The organism is Scandinavium sp. M-37 (assembly GCF_043558715.1).
Lineage (GTDB): Bacteria > Pseudomonadota > Gammaproteobacteria > Enterobacterales > Enterobacteriaceae > Scandinavium > Scandinavium vulneris_A.
The window spans coordinates 1-18,143 of record NZ_JBIGIN010000019.1 but is presented as its reverse complement, the minus strand read 5'-3'; the positions used below and the strand labels follow the sequence as shown (position 1 = coordinate 18,143).

At 54.7% G+C, this 18,143-nt stretch carries 15 protein-coding genes; 8 read left to right on the top strand and 7 right to left on the bottom strand.

The window, feature by feature from the left end:
* Positions 1-65 precede the first annotated feature (65 nt).
* The 3 genes from mnmG to asnC all read right to left on the bottom strand — a co-directional run bounded on the left by mnmG (position 66) and on the right by asnC (position 3,330).
* The gene (gene mnmG, locus ACG0Z5_RS14645; RefSeq protein ID WP_394448469.1) at positions 66-1,955 is read right to left on the bottom strand and encodes a tRNA uridine-5-carboxymethylaminomethyl(34) synthesis enzyme MnmG; all 1,890 of its coding nucleotides are present in this window, start codon (positions 1,953-1,955) and stop codon (positions 66-68) included.
* Positions 1,956-2,340: 385 nt separating this feature from the next.
* Entirely contained in the window at positions 2,341-2,781 is a 441-nt protein-coding gene (mioC, locus tag ACG0Z5_RS14640) for an FMN-binding protein MioC (protein ID WP_394448466.1), read from the bottom strand.
* A 90-nt stretch (positions 2,782-2,871) separates the two neighbouring features.
* Positions 2,872-3,330, bottom strand: a complete 459-nt coding sequence (gene asnC / locus ACG0Z5_RS14635; protein ID WP_045853727.1) for a transcriptional regulator AsnC — start codon at positions 3,328-3,330, stop codon at positions 2,872-2,874.
* Positions 3,331-3,481: 151 nt separating this feature from the next.
* Between asnC and asnA the strand changes: the two genes are divergently transcribed.
* On the top strand, positions 3,482-4,474 hold the full coding sequence (asnA, locus tag ACG0Z5_RS14630; protein WP_394448463.1) for an aspartate--ammonia ligase: 993 nt from the start codon (positions 3,482-3,484) through the stop codon (positions 4,472-4,474).
* Here the strand turns inward: asnA and viaA are convergent, their stop codons facing one another.
* Together viaA and ravA are read right to left on the bottom strand one after the other, a co-directional pair.
* Positions 4,475-5,926 (bottom strand): ATPase RavA stimulator ViaA, encoded by a 1,452-nt coding sequence (viaA, locus tag ACG0Z5_RS14625; protein WP_394448461.1) that lies wholly within the window; start codon positions 5,924-5,926, stop codon positions 4,475-4,477.
* Entirely contained in the window at positions 5,926-7,422 is a 1,497-nt protein-coding gene (gene ravA, locus ACG0Z5_RS14620) for an ATPase RavA (protein WP_394448458.1), read from the bottom strand. The genes viaA and ravA overlap by 1 nt, the downstream gene beginning before the upstream one ends.
* A 218-nt stretch (positions 7,423-7,640) precedes the next feature.
* Here ravA and kup point away from each other — a divergent pair, with 218 nt between their 5' ends.
* The 7 genes from kup to rbsR all read left to right on the top strand — a co-directional run bounded on the left by kup (position 7,641) and on the right by rbsR (position 15,546).
* Positions 7,641-9,512 (top strand): low affinity potassium transporter Kup, encoded by a 1,872-nt coding sequence (gene kup / locus ACG0Z5_RS14615; RefSeq protein ID WP_394448455.1) that lies wholly within the window; start codon positions 7,641-7,643, stop codon positions 9,510-9,512.
* Positions 9,513-9,689: 177 nt separating this feature from the next.
* Positions 9,690-10,109: a D-ribose pyranase gene (gene rbsD, locus ACG0Z5_RS14610; protein ID WP_394448452.1), complete on the top strand. Its 420-nt coding sequence runs from the start codon at positions 9,690-9,692 to the stop codon at positions 10,107-10,109.
* Positions 10,110-10,116: 7 nt separating this feature from the next.
* Positions 10,117-11,622 carry a ribose ABC transporter ATP-binding protein RbsA gene (rbsA, locus tag ACG0Z5_RS14605; protein ID WP_394448449.1) on the top strand — a complete coding sequence of 502 codons (1,506 nt, stop codon included), beginning with the start codon at positions 10,117-10,119 and terminating at the stop codon, positions 11,620-11,622.
* Positions 11,623-11,627: 5 nt separating this feature from the next.
* On the top strand, positions 11,628-12,593 hold the full coding sequence (gene rbsC, locus ACG0Z5_RS14600; protein ID WP_319627325.1) for a ribose ABC transporter permease: 966 nt from the start codon (positions 11,628-11,630) through the stop codon (positions 12,591-12,593).
* A gap of 27 nt (positions 12,594-12,620) precedes the next feature.
* Entirely contained in the window at positions 12,621-13,511 is an 891-nt protein-coding gene (gene rbsB, locus ACG0Z5_RS14595) for a ribose ABC transporter substrate-binding protein RbsB (protein ID WP_319627326.1), read from the top strand.
* 109 nt (positions 13,512-13,620) lie between these two features.
* Positions 13,621-14,550, top strand: coding sequence for a ribokinase (gene rbsK / locus ACG0Z5_RS14590; protein WP_394448612.1), 930 nt, complete (start codon positions 13,621-13,623; stop codon positions 14,548-14,550).
* Positions 14,551-14,553: 3 nt separating this feature from the next.
* On the top strand, positions 14,554-15,546 hold the full coding sequence (gene rbsR / locus ACG0Z5_RS14585) for a ribose operon transcriptional repressor RbsR (RefSeq protein WP_394448446.1): 993 nt from the start codon (positions 14,554-14,556) through the stop codon (positions 15,544-15,546).
* Here the strand turns inward: rbsR and mdtD are convergent.
* Together mdtD and ACG0Z5_RS14575 are read right to left on the bottom strand one after the other, a co-directional pair.
* Positions 15,543-16,943, bottom strand: coding sequence for a multidrug transporter subunit MdtD (mdtD, locus tag ACG0Z5_RS14580; protein ID WP_394448443.1), 1,401 nt, complete (start codon positions 16,941-16,943; stop codon positions 15,543-15,545). The two genes, rbsR and mdtD, sit on opposite strands and share 4 nt — an antisense overlap.
* Positions 16,944-17,648 carry a FadR/GntR family transcriptional regulator gene (locus ACG0Z5_RS14575; RefSeq protein ID WP_394448440.1) on the bottom strand — a complete coding sequence of 235 codons (705 nt, stop codon included), beginning with the start codon at positions 17,646-17,648 and terminating at the stop codon, positions 16,944-16,946. It abuts the gene before it with no gap.
* Positions 17,649-18,143: the final 495 nt, after the last annotated feature.

The following is an 18,143-nucleotide window of genomic DNA, read 5'->3' as shown; positions in this document are numbered from 1 at the left end:
TCCCGTCCTGTGGATATTGTCAGCCCAGTAAGCATAGTGCCTCCAGGCTGACAATGTACAAATACTTAGGCGCTGCGGCGCAGCATGCCCTGTTTTTTCAGCCAAACCAGTAAAATTGAAATGGCTGCCGGGGTCACACCGGAGATACGCGTTGCCTGGCCGATGGATGACGGTTTGTGATCGTTAAGCTTGGCGATCACTTCGTTGGACAACCCCGAAACCTGACGATAATCGAGAGTGGCAGGCAAAAGGGTGTTCTCATTGCGTTGCTGCTTTTCAATTTCGTCCTGCTGACGGGCGATGTAGCCCTCGTATTTAACCTGAATTTCCACCTGTTCAGCGGCCTGAGCATCTTGCAGCCCTGGCGCAAACGGTGACAGCTGAACCAGCTGTTCGTAGGTGACTTCCGGACGACGCAGCAGATCTTCTCCGCTAGCTTCACGCGAAAGCGGAGCCGTCAGGTAAGCATTTACTTCGGCTGCCGATTCGGCAGATGGGTTCACCCAGGTAGTTTTCAGTCGCTGGCGCTCACGCTCGATACTTTCCAGTTTATCGTTGAAACGCGCCCAGCGCTCGTCGTCCACCAGACCCAGCTCGCGACCCTGTTCGGTCAGGCGCAGGTCGGCGTTATCTTCCCGCAGCATCAGACGATATTCCGCGCGCGAGGTGAACATGCGGTACGGTTCTTTGGTTCCGAGCGTACAGAGGTCGTCGACCAGTACGCCAAGGTAAGCCTGATCGCGGCGTGGCGCCCAGCCGTCTTTGTCCGCAGAGCAGCGCGCGGCGTTCAGACCGGCCAGCAGACCCTGAGCTGCGGCTTCTTCGTAGCCGGTGGTGCCGTTGATCTGCCCGGCAAAGAACAGACCCTGAATGTATTTGCTTTCCAGTGTCGGTTTCAGATCGCGAGGATCGAAGAAATCATACTCGATGGCATAGCCCGGACGGACGATCTTCGCGTTCTCCATCCCGTGCATGGAACGGACAATCTGCATCTGCACGTCAAACGGCAGGCTGGTGGAGATCCCATTCGGGTAAATTTCGTTAGAGGTCAGCCCTTCCGGCTCGAGGAAAATCTGATGCTGGTTGCGATCGGCAAAGCGCATTACTTTGTCTTCAATCGATGGGCAGTAGCGCGGGCCAATACCTTCGATAACGCCAGCGTACATCGGGCTGCGGTCGAGGTTATTGCGGATCACGTCATGGGTTTTTTCGTTGGTGTGCGTGATGTAGCACGGTACCTGACGTGGATGTTGACCTGCATTGCCCATGAACGAGAACACCGGCATTGGATTGTCGCCATGCTGCTGAGCCAGAACGGAGAAATCGATGGTGCGTGCGTCGATACGTGGTGGCGTCCCGGTTTTCAGACGGCTTACGCGCAAAGGCAGTTCACGCAGACGACGCGACAGCGGGATCGATGGTGGATCGCCTGCCCGGCCACCGCTGTAGTTATCCAGACCAATATGGATTTTGCCATCGAGAAAGGTGCCGACCGTCAGCACTACCGCTTTAGCACGGAACTTCAGACCCATCTGGGTCACCGCGCCGACCACACGATCATTTTCAACGATCAGGTCTTCAACCGCCTGCTGAAAAATCATCAGGTTCGGCTGATTCTCCAGAGCGGTGCGTACCGCCTGGCGATACAGCACACGGTCTGCCTGAGCACGAGTGGCGCGAACCGCCGGGCCTTTGCTGGCGTTTAGTATCCTAAACTGAATGCCCGCTTGGTCGATTGCCTTAGCCATCAGCCCGCCGAGTGCATCCACTTCTTTTACCAGGTGTCCTTTCCCAATGCCGCCAATAGCCGGGTTGCAGCTCATTTGCCCCAGCGTGTCGATATTGTGTGTCAACAGCAGGGTTTGCTGACCCATACGCGCTGCGGCCATCGCGGCCTCAGTGCCTGCATGACCCCCGCCAATGATGATGACGTCAAAAGGATCCTGATAAAACATGGTGGTCTGCCTCGCTTGAAAGCGGTTTGAAAAAGTGATTGAAGCCCGGGCCGTGGATTCTACTCAACTTTGGCTGTCGGAGAAAGCACCCGGGATCCTGGGTATTTAAAAGAAGATCTTTTTATTTAGAGATCTGTTTTATTGTGATCTCTTATTAGGATCGCCCTTTTCTGTGGATAAGGCGGATCCGGCTTTTGAGATCATATGCTTAAGAAGGATCACAGCCTGTGAATGATCGGTGATCCTGGTCCGTATAAGCTGGGATCAGAATGAAGGGTTATGCACAACTCAAAAACTAACCAAACCTTATGCTTTGGATAACTACCGGTTGATCAGTGCTTTTAACCAGAGTTATCCACATAAAAAACGCCGATCTTTACAAAACTTAGATCAGTTTTGTCCAGGATCCGAGCCAAATTTCTGCCGGATCTTCAGGAATGTCATGATCGAGGACATTTATCTTGAGCGTTTCGCCGATCTGTTGGGCTCCACAAGCCGTCAGTTCCGTGTCGATTTTGTCGATAGCGCCACAGAACGTGTCGTATTCACGGCTGCCCATTCCTATCGAACCAAAACGTACGGCGGAGAGGTCGGGTTTCTCTTCCTTTATTGCTTCATATAAAGGAACAAGATTATCCGGGATATCACCCGCGCCATGCGTTGAGCTGACTAACAGCCAGATCCCACTGAGCTTCAGATCTTCAAGCAGGGGGCCATGCAGCGTTTCAGTGGAAAAACCCGCGTCTTCCAGCTTCTCAGCCAGATGTTCAGCAACGTATTCGGCGCCGCCAAGCGTGCTGCCACTGATAAGTGTAATGTCTGCCATGAAGTCCACCCCTTATTCCTGAGTGGCACATTGTACGCTGTGTGTGAGCTGGGATCTACCTGTGGAAAGATGTGGGATTAAAAAGCCCGATCACGGGCGAATGGTACGCATGATCGGGTTCTGCAGGGAGATCAGAGTCTCGGTGGACTGAATTTCATCGATTGTTTGGATCTTGTTGATAAGTACCTGTTGAAGGGCATCGATCGAGCGACACATTACCTTTATAAAGATGCTGTAGTGCCCGGTGGTGTAATACGCTTCGGTCACTTCATCGAGGCTTTCCAGCCTGGCCAGCGCAGAGGGGTAGTCCTTGGCGCTTTTCAATATGATGCCGATAAAGCAGCACACGTCATAACCCAGTTGTTTCGGGTTAACGTCAATGCGAGCGCCTGTGATGATGCCTGCCTGCTTCATCTTCTCTACGCGCACATGAATCGTGCCGGGGCTGACGCCAAACTGTTTGGCCAGTTCGGCATAGGCGGTGCGCGCATTGGCCATTAATGCCTCAAGGATGCCGCGGTCGAGATTGTCGATCTGATAATTTTCCATAGGTTTTTCTTATGAAGTTTGATGATTCACTCTATTTTAGCGATTTATTTTGACGAATCAAAACCATCATGGGCTTTTTGCTTGGTGATTATTGAATTACACCCGCTTTCTGTTGCTTAATCAAAGGCAACAGGACGCAGGAGTCATAAAAATGAAAACCGCTTACATCGCAAAACAACGCCAGATCAGTTTCGTTAAGTCCCATTTTTCTCGTGAGCTCGAAGACAGACTTGGACTCGTTGAAGTTCAGGCGCCGATCTTAAGCCGTGTAGGCGATGGCACGCAGGACAACCTGTCTGGTTGCGAAAAAGCGGTACAGGTAAAAGTGAAAAACTTGCCTGACGCCCAGTTCGAGGTGGTGCATTCCCTCGCGAAGTGGAAACGTCAGACGCTCGGACAACACGACTTCAGCGCGGGCGAAGGGCTGTACACGCACATGAAAGCCCTTCGCCCCGATGAAGACCGACTCTCGGCTATTCACTCCGTTTACGTTGACCAGTGGGACTGGGAACGAGTGATGGGAGACGGCGAACGTCACACCGGGACGCTGAAAGCAACGGTTGAGGCGATTTATGCCGGGATCAAAGCGACCGAGTCAGCTGTCAGCAAAGAGTTTGGTCTGGCACCGTTCCTGCCAGAGCAGATCCACTTTGTGCATAGCGAAGAGTTACTGACCCGTTATCCGGGTCTGGATGCCAAAGGCCGCGAGCGCGCCATAGCTAAAGATCTGGGTGCGGTATTCCTGATGGGGATCGGCGGTAAGCTGTCCGATGGTAAACGCCATGACGTGCGTGCCCCGGATTATGATGACTGGAGCACCCAAGGGGAAAGCGGGCTATCAGGTCTCAACGGAGATATCCTGGTGTGGAACCCGGTGCTGGAAGACGCATTTGAGCTCTCCTCGATGGGGATTCGCGTGGATGCTGAGGCGCTGAAACGTCAGTTAGCACTCACTGGGGATGAGGATCGTCTGCAGCTGGAGTGGCACCAGGGGCTGCTCAGAGGTGAAATGCCGCAGACGGTGGGCGGCGGTATCGGACAGTCACGCCTGACCATGTTACTGCTGCAGCTGCCGCATATCGGTCAGGTTCAGTGCGGCGTATGGCCCCAGCAGATCCGCGAAAGCGTCACCTCTCTGCTTTAATTAGCGTTTCCAGCGGCGCAGCAGCCTGCTGCGCAGCCCGGTATCAAAGCGCCAGATATGATCGAAGATGCGCATAATGCCGGGTTTACCGTGTTGGGACATCGCCACCGCATGAAAACGGTGCTGGTGTTTGCGCTGCAGCTCCCCGACTTTGGTCACCACATCATCCGGCAACCGCTGGGCGATGAAATCTGAAATCACCACCGCATCGGCGTCGGTCCATTCCGGGCCCTGCATCCGTTCGATTATGGCGCGAAAACAGCTGGCAATATCCGTCCCGCCGCGAAAACGCTGACTTAAAAAGCGGATTGCCTGTTCCAGCCCCTGGGGACCGGTCAACTCGTAGCGCACTACTTCGCTGGAAAACAGCATAATGAAACAGCGGCGGTTGTCGGCCAGCGCGACGCGCATTAGCGCCAGACAGAATGCTTTCGCACACTGTTCGTTAAATCCGCCCATCGAGCCAGAGGTATCCACGCAGACGATAAACGGCCCGCGCGGCTGTTCATCTACGTCCTGATGCACCACCGGGCGCTCGCTCAGTTTTTCATGCCAGGCGTCACCATGCAGGCGGTAAGTGAGTAATTGCTTCTCCACCAGTCGGCGATAAAACTCATATTCCAGTTCGGTAATGCCAAGTGTCGCCAGTTCCGGCGGCAGCAGACGCAGAATGTCATCGCTTTGCTGTAGGCCATCAACCTGTTCCGGCACCGTGGACGGTTCACGCACCATTGTGCGGAAGGTTTCCATTGGCGAATCTTTTTTCGGCACTGATTTCGCCTCGCGTGAACGCCCGAGCTGCTCGGCAAGGCGCATCAGCTCCGGCTGCTCGCTGAGAAAATCGCCGTACCGAACGATGAGCTGCCAGTCGCCGCGCTTTAGCTGGCCCTCGCTCATATCCCACAATCGTCCGGCTGAGGTATCGTTTTCCACCAGCACCGGCTCCAGCTGTCCGCTAAGGGTCATGCGCTCCTGCACTTCGCTGAGGAGCTGTTCGCGCTCGTCTTCCAGCAGCTGTTGATTGAGCGTGGTGGCCTGAACCACCAGGCTCAACCGCCAGCGTTGTAAAAACAGGGTATGTAATGCGGCGGTAAAGGTGGCGTTGTTGTCCACCAGCTGCTGCGCCTGCGCGGCAAACGGGGAATGCAGTTTCTGTAGCAGGGTCAGGAGTTGCGGAAGCTGGACGATAAATTGTGACGTCGACAGGACCTGGCTTTGCTGATAGGCCATCACTTCATCGCTGAGATCCTGCGGTACCGGCATCTCTTTCAGTCGGCCTTTCAGCGCTTCGCGCCAGCGCGGAATGTCTTCGGCGACAGCGGTTTTCAGGCGAGGGAATTTCTCGAAGAACAATGCCAGCTGCGGGGAAGCCAGCAGGGCGAGGATCATCTCTTCAATCATCCCTTCCTCGCTGACCGCGAGCATGACATTGAGCGTGTCGAGGCTGAGCATTATTGCCGCGCCTGTTTAATCTGCGCGCCAACATCCTGTAGGCTGGCCTCAATGCGGCCCAACCAGTCACCGGGAATGAACAAGCATTTCTGCTGCTCGCTAAAGCGGTTGTGCTGCTGATGCCACTCGTCGTCCAGGGCATCCAGTTGCTGTTTGATTTCGCCCGGCATGTTTTCCGGCGTTGAGCTGCCCGGCAGCGCTAAACGAGAGCCTTGCAGACTCACATCGCGAACCACCAGATGCAGGCTGGTGTCGACTTCCATATTCAGCACCTGCGCAAAACCAATACCGTTGAGTTTGCCGCGGATCTCGCCACCTTTCTCCAGCCAGTGCGCCAGTGCCGGGCGTTCGAGCGTGACGTGAACCACGCTCATGTCATGCAGCTTCAGCGGTTGCTGCAACAGCAGGGTTAGCGTCGGCTCCTGCACATCATCCGGCAGTTCGTAATGCGGCTTCCGGCTGAACATCCCGCCCAGACGTGTCACTTTCAGCGCCGTTTTGTCACTTTGCTGCTGCTGAAGCTGGAGTCGGCGCTGAATAATCGTCCCGAGTTTTGTAAGCATTGCCTGCTGCTGCCAGGCGTGCCCGGTCATCAAAACGTCCAGCTGCTGCTGCATCAGATTGCGGCTTTCCGCATCGTGCCACAGGCAGTCTTTCAGGAGGATAAGATCGATAGGAGCGATGGTATCGCGGCCGCTGAAAAAGGCGCTGGCCTGTAATAACCGGATCGCTTTTTTCCAGCGGCGATCGGACACATATGGCGCGCTGGGGAGCGTATCGAGCTGCTGACGTAGCTGATACACCAGCTCGAAAACAGCATCCGGCAGCTTCACCTTACCGATATCCACCTGCCACTGGGCAAACTCTTCATCGGTGACCTGTAAATTTTCCGGCACCGGGTTGGTGCTTTCATCCTGCTGATTGATAAGCAAAGAGCGGAAGTTACTTTTGTCCTGTACTTTGTCGAGCCACAGGCGGATAAGCATTCGGTCGTACAGCGCTTCAAGGCTGCTGTCTGCTTCCGGCAGTTCGTTCGAAGCGGCCACCAGCAGGCGCATCGGGATTTTTTCTTCGTGCGCACCGTTGCGGAAGCTACGTTCGTTGATAGCCGTCAGCAGGGTGTTGAGGATTGCCGGGCCCGCTTTCCAGATCTCATCAAGAAACACGATTTCTGCTTCGGGCAGGTAGCCGGTGGTTAAACGCTCATAGCGGCCTTCATCTTTTAACGCCTGAATCGACAGCGGGCCAAACACCTCTTCCGGGGTGGAGAAACGGGTCATCAGGTATTCAAAGGCGCGGGCGTGCTGGAAGGCGAATTTGAGGCGGCGGGCGATAAGGCTTTTGGCTATTCCAGGTGGCCCGAGCAGAAACACGCTTTCGCCACTCAGCGCGGCCAGAAGGCACAGACGGATGGCATGACTGCGCTCAAAAAGGCCCTTTTCAAGGGCCTCGCTGAGTCGGGAAATTCTTTCTGCTAATAAGTGTGATTGCGCCATAATAGAGTGGTGTCCTTCCGCTATTTATCCAGCTATCAAGCGATTATAGCCGTTTGCTGGGGATGGGTAATAGTGCGAGTAAGCGCCGACAATTTTTGAGCAAGGTTAACGTGTTGTCATTTGGGAGTACGATTTTTCGATTAATCGTGCATACTGTGCGCCTTTTGTGAGCCACGGATTCAGGTACACATTTGTCTTATTAAACGAAAGACGAGTCTATGAGCACTGATAATAAGCAATCATTGCCGGCAATCACCCTTGCGGCAATCGGCGTGGTATACGGTGACATTGGTACCAGCCCCCTGTATACGTTGAGAGAGTGTCTCTCGGGCCAGTTTGGATTTGGCGTGGAACGGGATGCCGTTTTCGGCTTTTTATCCCTGATCTTCTGGCTGCTGATATTGACCGTTTCCCTGAAGTACATCACCTTCGTGATGCGTGCGGATAATGCTGGAGAGGGTGGGATCCTGACGCTGATGTCACTTGCGGGGCGTAACACGTCGGCGAGAATGACCTCGGTACTGGTTATTCTCGGGTTGATTGGCGGCAGCTTCTTCTATGGTGAGGTGGTCATTACCCCCGCCATCTCGGTGATGTCGGCCATTGAAGGGCTTGAAATCATCGCTCCTCAGCTTGACAGCTGGATAGTGCCTATCTCTATCGGGGTTCTTACCCTGCTGTTTATGATTCAGAAACACGGTACCGCGCTGGTGGGGAAACTGTTCGCCCCTATTATGTTTATTTGGTTCCTGTTACTGGCCGTTCTTGGCGCGCGCAGCATCATCGATAACCCGGAAGTGCTTCATGCGCTGAACCCATACTGGGCGGTGCATTTCTTCCTTGAATACAAAACCGTCTCGTTCGTGGCGCTCGGCGCGGTGGTGCTGTCCATCACCGGGGTGGAAGCGCTGTATGCCGATATGGGGCATTTCGGCAAACTGCCGATTCGTATTGCCTGGTTTACAGTGGTATTGCCTTCGCTGGTTCTGAACTATTTCGGCCAGGGGGCGCTGCTGCTCAAGCATCCTGAAGCCATCAAAAACCCGTTCTTCCTGCTGGCACCTGAATGGGCGCTGATCCCCATGCTGATTATCGCCACGTTGGCCACCGTTATCGCTTCTCAGGCGGTTATCTCGGGCGTCTTCTCTCTGACGCGTCAGGCGGTGCGCTTGGGTTATCTGTCGCCGATGCGCATCATCCACACCTCCGAAATGGAATCCGGCCAGATTTACATCCCGTTCATTAACTGGCTGCTGTATGTGTCTGTGGTGTTGGTGATTGTCAGCTTCCAGCACTCGAGCAATCTGGCGGCGGCATACGGTATCGCGGTTACCGGGACCATGGTTCTGACCACGATCCTGGCGACGACTGTGGCGCGCAATAACTGGCACTGGAACAAATACTTTGTGTTCCTGATTCTGGTCGCGTTCCTGTGCATTGATGTGCCGCTGTTCTCAGCGAACCTCGATAAGTTGCTTTCCGGCGGTTGGCTGCCGCTGACGCTGGGCCTGGTGATGTTCATGATTATGACCACCTGGAAAAGCGAGCGTTTCCGCCTGCTGCGTCGTATGCACGAGCACGGTAATTCTCTCGAAGCGATGATTGCGTCCCTGGAGAAATCGCCGCCGGTTCGCGTACCGGGCACCGCGGTATATATGTCCCGCGCCCTGAACGTGATCCCATTTGCGATGTTGCACAACCTCAAGCACAACAAAGTGCTGCATGAGCGAGTGATCCTGCTGACGCTGAGAACCGAAGATGCGCCTTACGTCCATAACGTGCGCCGGGTGCAGATTGAGCAGCTGTCACCGTCGTTCTGGCGCGTGGTGGCGAGTTACGGCTGGCGTGAAACACCGAACGTGGAAGAAGTCTTCCACCGCTGTGGCCTTGAAGGCCTGAGCTGCCGGATGATGGAAACCTCGTTCTTTATGTCTCATGAGTCGTTGATTATTGGAAACGACAGACCGTGGTATTTGCGTCTGCGCGGTAAGCTGTACCTGCTGCTGCAACGCAACGCCCTGCGTGCGCCTGACCAGTTTGAGATCCCGCCGAACCGGGTTATCGAACTCGGAACCCAGGTCGAGATTTAAGTTTTCCCTAAAATGCCCGGTCTTCGCTGCCGGGCATTTCTTGTTTACCTCCCGCTAAATTTCACTTAGCGAAACGTTTCGATGCCGATCACACTTCTGCAACCTGATGGTGGTTTTCTGTACGCCGTTAAGATTAAACTCATTACCAGCGAAACGTTTCGCTAGTGGAGCAGAACGATGAAGAAAGGTACGGTACTTAACGCTGATATTTCCTCGGTCATTTCCCGTCTTGGGCATACCGATACGCTGGTGGTGTGTGACGCAGGCTTACCTGTCCCGCACAGTACGCAACGCATTGATATGGCTTTAACCCAGGGCGTGCCTACATTTATGCAGGTGCTGGACGTAGTCACCACGGAAATGCAGGTTGAGACGGCAATTCTCGCCGCGGAAATTAAAACCCATAATCCGCAGCTCCACGAAACGTTGCTCCGCCATCTGGAGCAACTGCAGCAGCACCAGGGAAACACCATTGAAATTCGTTACACCACACATGAGCAGTTCAAACAACAAACCGCAGACAGTCAGGCGGTGATTCGCAGCGGAGAGTGTTCCCCGTATGCGAATATCATTCTCTGTGCTGGCGTCACGTTCTGAGGCCGCCATGGACGCATTATTGCAACTCAAAGGGATCGATAAATCGTTCCCGGGCGTTAAAGCCCTTTCTGGCGCATCGCTGAATGTCTACGCCGGGCGCGTGATGGCGCTGGTGGGCGAAAACGGCGCCGGTAAATCGACGATGATGAAAGTGCTGACCGGGATCTACAGCAAAGATGCCGGGTCGCTGCAATGGCTCGGCCAGGAAACGACCTTTACCGGGCCGAAATCGTCACAGGAAGCCGGGATCGGCATCATTCATCAGGAACTGAACCTGATCCCGCAGCTGACCATCGCCGAGAACATCTTCTTAGGCCGCGAGTTCGTTAACCGCTTCGGCAAAATCGACTGGAAAACCATGTACGCCGAGGCAGATAAACTGCTGGCGAAACTCAACCTACGCTTCAAAAGCGACCGGTTGGTGGGTGAACTGTCAATTGGCGATCAGCAGATGGTGGAAATCGCCAAGGTGCTGAGCTTTGAGTCGAAGGTCATCATCATGGATGAACCGACGGACGCGCTAACCGACACCGAAACCGAATCACTCTTTCGCGTGATTCGCGAGCTCAAATCCCAGGGGCGCGGCATCGTCTACATTTCCCATCGCATGAAAGAGATCTTCGAGATTTGCGATGACGTAACCGTGTTCCGCGATGGGCAGTTTATCGCCGAACGTGAAGTGGCGACCCTAACCGAAGATACGCTGATTGAAATGATGGTTGGGCGTAAGCTTGAGGATCAATATCCGCATCTTGATAAAGCCACCGGTGACGTGCGTCTGAAGGTCGATAATCTGTGTGGCCCGGGTGTGGAAAACGTCAGCTTTATTCTGCGCAAAGGGGAAATCCTCGGTGTGGCGGGACTGATGGGCGCCGGGCGTACCGAACTGATGAAAGTGTTGTACGGCGCGCTGCCGCGAACCAGTGGCTACGTTACGCTTGATGGCCATGAAGTGGTGACCAAATCCCCGCAGGACGGCCTGGCGAACGGTATCGTTTATATTTCCGAAGACCGTAAACGTGACGGCCTGGTGCTGGGTATGTCGGTCAAAGAGAATATGTCCCTGACTGCGCTGCGCTATTTCAGCCGCACGGGCGGTGGGCTGAAGCATAAAGATGAGCAGCAGGCGGTGAGCGATTTTATCCGCCTGTTCAACGTCAAAACGCCGTCGATGGAACAGGCGATTGGCCTGCTCTCCGGCGGCAATCAGCAAAAAGTGGCTATCGCCCGCGGGCTGATGACGCGTCCAAAAGTACTGATCCTCGATGAACCCACCCGTGGCGTCGACGTCGGGGCGAAAAAAGAGATCTATCAGCTGATTAACCAGTTTAAAGCCGATGGCCTGAGCATCATTCTCGTCTCTTCGGAGATGCCGGAAGTGTTAGGCATGAGCGATCGCATCATGGTGATGCACGAAGGGCATCTCGGCGGTGAATTCACACGCGAGCAGGCCACCCAGGAAGTATTGATGGCTGCCGCTGTGGGCAAGCTTAATCGTGTGATTCAGGAGTAAGAAAGATGACTACCCAGGCTGTTGCTGGTCGCCGCTACTTCACCAAAGCGTGGCTGTTAGAGCAAAAATCGCTGATTGCCCTGCTGGTGCTGATCGCGGTCGTCTCGACCATGAGTCCGAACTTTTTTACCGTTAATAACCTGTTCAACATTCTGCAACAGACGTCGGTCAACGCCATCATGGCGGTGGGGATGACGTTGGTTATCCTGACGTCCGGTATCGACCTGTCGGTCGGTTCTTTGCTGGCGCTGACTGGTGCCGTGGCGGCCTCGATTGTTGGCATTGAAGTGAATGCGCTGGTGGCGGTTGCGGCGGCGCTGGCATTAGGGGCTGCGATTGGCGCGGTCACTGGGGTTATTGTCGCCAAAGGTCGGGTGCAGGCGTTTATCGCCACCCTGGTCATGATGCTGCTGCTGCGCGGGGTGACCATGGTGTATACCAATGGCAGCCCGGTGAATACCGGCTTTACTGATAACGCCGATGTGTTTGGCTGGTTCGGGATTGGTCGTCCGCTGGGCATTCCGACCCCGGTATGGATCATGGCGATTGTGTTTATCGCCGCGTGGTACATGCTGCATCACACCCGCCTGGGCCGCTATATCTATGCGCTGGGTGGCAACGAAGCGGCTACCCGCTTGTCCGGGATCAGCGTCAATAAGGTTAAAATTATCGTCTATTCGCTGTGCGGCCTGTTGGCTTCACTGGCGGGGATTATCGAAGTCGCGCGCCTCTCTTCCGCCCAGCCGACGGCCGGGACGGGCTATGAGCTGGACGCGATTGCGGCAGTGGTTCTGGGCGGCACTAGCCTTGCGGGCGGTAAAGGTCGCATTGTTGGGACGCTGATCGGCGCATTGATTCTCGGTTTCCTTAATAATGGTTTGAATTTGTTAGGTGTTTCCTCCTATTACCAGATGATCGTTAAAGCGGTGGTGATTTTGCTGGCGGTGCTGGTAGACAACAAAAAGCAGTAATAACTGACATAACAGGACATCTCAGATATGAACATGAAAAAACTGGCTACCCTGGTTTCTGCTGTGGCACTGAGCGCCACCGTAAGTGCTAATGCGATGGCGAAAGACACCATTGCGCTGGTTATCTCCACCCTGAACAACCCGTTCTTTGTTTCCCTGAAAGACGGTGCGCAGAAAGAGGCGGATAAACTGGGTTACAACCTGGTGGTGCTGGATTCTCAGAACAACCCGGCAAAAGAGCTGGCGAACGTGCAGGACCTGACGGTACGTGGCACCAAAATTCTGCTGATCAACCCAACCGATTCCGATGCCGTGGGTAATGCCGTGAAGATGGCAAACCAGGCCAAGATCCCGGTCATCACCCTCGACCGTCAGGCGTCTAAAGGTGAGGTGGTCAGCCATATCGCTTCTGATAACGTGCTGGGCGGCAAAATCGCGGGTGACTACATCGCGAAGAAAGCCGGTGAAGGCGCGAAAGTTATCGAACTGCAGGGCATTGCCGGGACATCCGCCGCCCGCGAACGTGGTGAAGGTTTCCAGCAGGCCGTTGCGGCACACAAATTTAACGTCCTCGCCAGCCAGCCAGCAGACTTCGACCGTACCAAAGGTCTGAACGTCATGCAGAACCTGCTGACAGCACATCCTGACGTGCAGGCGGTATTCGCGCAGAACGATGAAATGGCGCTGGGTGCATTGCGTGCGCTGCAGACGGCCGGTAAATCCGATGTGATGGTTGTCGGTTTTGATGGCACTCCGGATGGCGAAAAAGCAGTAAATGATGGCAAACTGGCTGCGACGATTGCACAGCTGCCAGAGCAAATCGGCGCCCAGGGCGTTGACGTTGCTGCTAAGGTGCTGAAAGGTGAGAAGGTTCAGGCCAAATATCCAGTTGACCTGAAGCTGGTCATCAAGCAATAAGTCATCACCGATTCAGGCCAACAAGAGCCTGAGGGGACAACGTAAAAAGAAAAGTGTGGCACGCGCCACCGGAAATCCCGGTGGCGCTCTTTATCGGACACTCATGATTATGAAAACCGCAGGTAACCTCGTCGTCCTTGGCAGCATCAATGCCGATCACATTCTCAACCTTGAATCGTTCCCACGCCCGGGCGAAACCGTCACCGGTAGCCAGTATCAGGTCGCATTTGGCGGCAAAGGTGCTAACCAGGCGGTCGCCGCCGGACGCAGCGGCGCCAACATTGCGTTTATTGCCTGCACCGGCGATGACGATACCGGGGAGCGCGTTCGCAAACAGTTGGCGAGCGACAATATCGACGTCGAACCGGTGACCGTGGTCGCGGGCGAATCCACCGGCGTGGCGCTGATTTTCGTTAACGGCGAAGGGGAGAATGTCATCGGTATTCACGCTGGGGCTAATGCCGCGCTCTCTACCACCCTGGTGGCGGAGCAGCAACAGCGTATCGCTCGCGCCGATGCGCTGCTGATGCAGCTTGAATCGCCGCTGGAAAGCGTGCAGGCTGCCGCTGAAATTGCCCATCGCAACAATACCACCGTGGTGCTGAATCCGGCCCCGGCCCGCGCACTGTCAGACGATTTGCTCGCGCTGGTGGATATCATTACCCCGAACGAAACCGAAGCAGAAAAACTGACCGGCGTGCGCGTCTCCAATGATGATGAAGCGGCCAGAGCGGCGCAGGTGCTGCATGACAAAGGTATAGGTACAGTCATTATTACGCTTGGCAGTCGTGGGGTGTGGGCGAGCCAGCAGGGTAACGGGCAACGCGTGCCAGGCTTCAAAGTGCAGGCCATCGACACCATCGCCGCGGGGGATACCTTTAACGGTGCGCTGATGACGGCGCTGCTCGAAGGCGAAGCTCTGCCTGACGCGTTACGCTTCGCCCATGCGGCGGCGGCTATCGCTGTAACCCGCAAAGGAGCTCAGCCTTCCGTTCCATGGCGCAAAGAGATAGACGACTTCTTACGTCAGCAGGGGTAACGCTTGGCTACCATGAAGGATGTTGCCCGTCAGGCGGGCGTTTCTACCTCGACGGTTTCTCACGTCATTAATAAAGACCGGTTCGTCAGCGACACGATCACCGAAAAAGTGAACGCTGCAATCAAAAGTCTCAACTATGCGCCGTCCGCCCTGGCGCGTAGTCTCAAACTCAATCAAACCCATACGATTGGCATGTTGATCACCGCCAGTACCAATCCTTTTTATTCTGAGCTGGTGCGCGGCGTAGAGCGGAGCTGCTTTGAGCGTGGTTACAGTCTGGTGCTGTGCAATACCGAAGGGGATGAGCAGCGTATGAACAGTAACCTCGAAACATTGATGCAAAAGCGTGTCGACGGGTTATTACTGCTGTGTACCGAAACGCACCAGCCATCGCAGGAGATCATGCAGCGCTACCCGTCTATCCCAACAGTGATGATGGACTGGGCACCGTTTGATGGCGACAGCGATCTGATTCAGGATAATTCGCTGCTCGGCGGAGACATGGCCACGCAGTATCTGATTGATAAAGGATACACACGTATTGCCTGTATTGCTGGGCCACTGGATAAAACCCCCGCGCGGTTGCGACTGGAAGGTTATCAGTCTGCCATGCAGCGCAGTGGCTTACCGCTTCACGACGAGTACGTCATCACCAGCGACTTTGAGTTTGGCGGTGGCCTGACGGCGATGCAGTCGCTGCTGGCTTTAGCGGAACCGCCGCAGGCGGTATTTGTCGGCAACGATGCGATGGCGGTAGGGGTTTACCAGGCACTGTATCAGGCGGGGCTAAGCGTGCCACGGGATATGGCGGTTGTCGGCTATGACGATATCGAACTGGCGGCATTCATGACGCCACCGCTGACCACTATCCATCAGCCCAAAGATGAGCTGGGCGAGCTGGCAATTGATGTATTAATCCATCGCATGGCGCAGCCCGGGCAGAAACAGCAGCGTGTGCAGCTCACGCCCGAGCTGGTGGTGCGGGGATCGGCTTAAGCTTTCTTATGCCGATCCTTAATCAGGTTGCGGCCATCCTTCGGTTTTAACAGCATAAACGTTAGGGCCGACACCACGGTAATCGCCCCCATGGTAATAAAGGTATAGTGGAACTGTTCCACGGTGTTGGTTCCGCTGAACCCTTCATAGAAACGCAGTACCGCCGCGCTGATGGCAACCCCGAGACTAATAGAGAGCTGCTGCGTCACGGCCAGCACGCTATTGCCGCTACTGGCGTTCTCGTCGGTCAGGTCTGCGAGGGTTATCGTATTCATTGAGGTAAACTGCGTCGACATCGCCATTCCCAACACGAATAAAGGCAGGACCAGCATCCAGACTGGCATCGAAGGCGACTGTACGGAAAACTGGGCGATCATCAGGCCGATAAACACCGTTATCCCAACCAGCGTTTTACGGTATCCCAGCCAGCGCAGTACCTGCGTGACGGTGGATTTCGCCAGAATCGAGCCCAACGCGGTCGGCGCCATCATGCAGCCCGCAATTAGCGCCGGATAGCCAAAGCCCACCTGCAACATCAGCGGCATCAGGAACGGCACGCAGCCTGTGCCCAGACGTGTCGCCAGATTACCTACAATTCCGACCGAGAAAGTGCGTGTTTTAAACATCGGTAGCGCAATAAGCGGGGTCGGGTGACGGCGGGCGTGGCGAATGTATGACAGTAATAGAAGGACACTCAACGCAATAATCGCCAACGCTATCCACGTCGAGACGATCTTCTCACCGAACAACTCCATGCCGCTGGAAAACAGCACCAGGCTCAGACCAAACAACAGGAATCCGGTCATATCGAACCGGCGTCGTGGCGTGGTGAAGTTCGGCATATATTTGCGGGCGTACAGTAACCCTGCCACGCCGATCGGAATATTGATCAGGAAAATCCAGTGCCAGGTCGCCCAAGTGACTAGCACTCCGCCCAGCACCGGGCCCAGAATCGGGCCTACCAGCCCGGGCATGGTCACGAAGTTCAGCACCGGCAGGAGTTCACTGCGCGGGTAAGCTCTTAATAACGCCAGGCGCGCTACCGGCATCATCATCGCCCCGCCAATCCCCTGAATCACGCGGAAGATGACCAGTTCTAATAAAGAACTGGAGAGCGCACAGGCCAGGGAGCCCAGCGTAAAAAGGCTCACGGCAATCATGAAGATGCGTCGGGTGCCGAAGCGGTCAGCCAGCCAGCCGCTGACCGGGATAAGCATCGCGACCGTCAGGGTGTAACTGATAATAGCGGACTGCATCGCCAGCGGGGAGCGGTTCAGACTGTGGGCGATGGCCGGTAGGGCGGTGTTCAGAATGGTGGCATCCAGCGCCTGCATAAAGAAGGCCATGGCCGCAATCCACGGCAGGCCAGCCATACTCCGAGCTTTCTTTTCTGTCATCTATTTATGTGCCTGGGCATGAGGGGCGGTTAACAGCGCCTGGCAGGCCTGCCAGGCTCGCGGGCCGTCGCTGTCCTGAATGGCATCGACAATGGCCTGATGGAGACTGAGTTTGACCACTTCATTTTGCGTGATGGCGTTGAAGTAGGTTTGATAGACCGAGTGGAACAGGGAAGCAAAGGAGGTCAGGAACGGATTAGTACTCATGGCATAGATCTGTTCATGCCAGGCCATATCCACTTCAATCCAGCGCTCGCGATTAAAATGGCGCTTCAGCTGGACCATCTCTTCCATTAATGTATTCAGCCGGGCTTTTTGCTCTGCACTGCCTAACGTGGCAGCCAGCATGCAGGCCTGAGGCTCAAGACTGCTGCGCATCACGAGGAAGTGTTCCACCACTTCTTCAAAGTTGTTTTCGGTAAGCCACCACGAAAGCAGCTCTTTATCGAGAAAGTTCCAGTCGCTGCGCGGCATGACCCGAGTACCGATACGCGGACGCGGAAGTACCATGCCTTTTGCGGTAAGCGTCTTTACGGCCTCGCGAACGGCAGTCCGGCTTACGCCAAACTGTTCACCGAGTTCCATTTCTCCGGGGAGAATGCATTCCGGTGGATACTCGCCGGTTAAAATCTTCTGCGCTAGTTTCTCTGCTAGAACCCATGAGATGTTCTTTTGTGCTGCCAGCTGCTGCGCGCTTAAGGACATTGATGTCATTCCTTTATGTCTAGTTACCTTTCTAGTATGCCATTCAGGGACAAAATTCGGCGTTAAAAACAGCAGATAGCGCGATTAATGGTGCTTTTATGGCTCTTTTGGTGAAAAAAAGTGCGAACGATAAAATTATTTAAATTTCCTCTTGTCACCTCAGAATAACTCCCTATAATGCGCCTCCACTGACACGGAACAACGGCAAGCAAGCCGCCGGGGCAGTAGGGGTTCAGCGATGAACGCCGACAGAGAAAAGTGAAATTAAACGCTTGACTCTGAATGAGGAAAACGTATTATACGGGACCTCGCAACGGTGAGCGAAAGCCGCGTTGCACTGCTCTTTAACAATTTATCAGACAATCTGTGTGGGCACTCAAAGTGACATGGATTCTTAACGTCGCAAGACGCTAAATAGAATACCAAGTCTTATGAGTGAACATACGTAATTCATTACGAAGTTTAATTCATGAGCATCAAACTTAAATTGAAGAG

Bases quoted from the DNA above. Each gene is read 5' to 3' on its own strand.
- mnmG (WP_394448469.1), bottom strand. From the start codon at position 1,955: ATGTTTTATCAGGATCCTTTTGACGTCATCATCATTGGCGGGGGTCAT.
- mioC (WP_394448466.1), bottom strand. From the start codon at position 2,781: ATGGCAGACATTACACTTATCAGTGGCAGCACGCTTGGCGGCGCCGAA.
- asnC (WP_045853727.1), bottom strand. From the start codon at position 3,330: ATGGAAAATTATCAGATCGACAATCTCGACCGCGGCATCCTTGAGGCA.
- asnA (WP_394448463.1), top strand. From the start codon at position 3,482: ATGAAAACCGCTTACATCGCAAAACAACGCCAGATCAGTTTCGTTAAG.
- viaA (WP_394448461.1), bottom strand. From the start codon at position 5,926: ATGCTCAGCCTCGACACGCTCAATGTCATGCTCGCGGTCAGCGAGGAA.
- ravA (WP_394448458.1), bottom strand. From the start codon at position 7,422: ATGGCGCAATCACACTTATTAGCAGAAAGAATTTCCCGACTCAGCGAG.
- kup (WP_394448455.1), top strand. From the start codon at position 7,641: ATGAGCACTGATAATAAGCAATCATTGCCGGCAATCACCCTTGCGGCA.
- rbsD (WP_394448452.1), top strand. From the start codon at position 9,690: ATGAAGAAAGGTACGGTACTTAACGCTGATATTTCCTCGGTCATTTCC.
- rbsA (WP_394448449.1), top strand. From the start codon at position 10,117: ATGGACGCATTATTGCAACTCAAAGGGATCGATAAATCGTTCCCGGGC.
- rbsC (WP_319627325.1), top strand. From the start codon at position 11,628: ATGACTACCCAGGCTGTTGCTGGTCGCCGCTACTTCACCAAAGCGTGG.
- rbsB (WP_319627326.1), top strand. From the start codon at position 12,621: ATGAACATGAAAAAACTGGCTACCCTGGTTTCTGCTGTGGCACTGAGC.
- rbsK (WP_394448612.1), top strand. From the start codon at position 13,621: ATGAAAACCGCAGGTAACCTCGTCGTCCTTGGCAGCATCAATGCCGAT.
- mdtD (WP_394448443.1), bottom strand. From the start codon at position 16,943: ATGACAGAAAAGAAAGCTCGGAGTATGGCTGGCCTGCCGTGGATTGCG.
- ACG0Z5_RS14575 (WP_394448440.1), bottom strand. From the start codon at position 17,648: ATGTCCTTAAGCGCGCAGCAGCTGGCAGCACAAAAGAACATCTCATGG.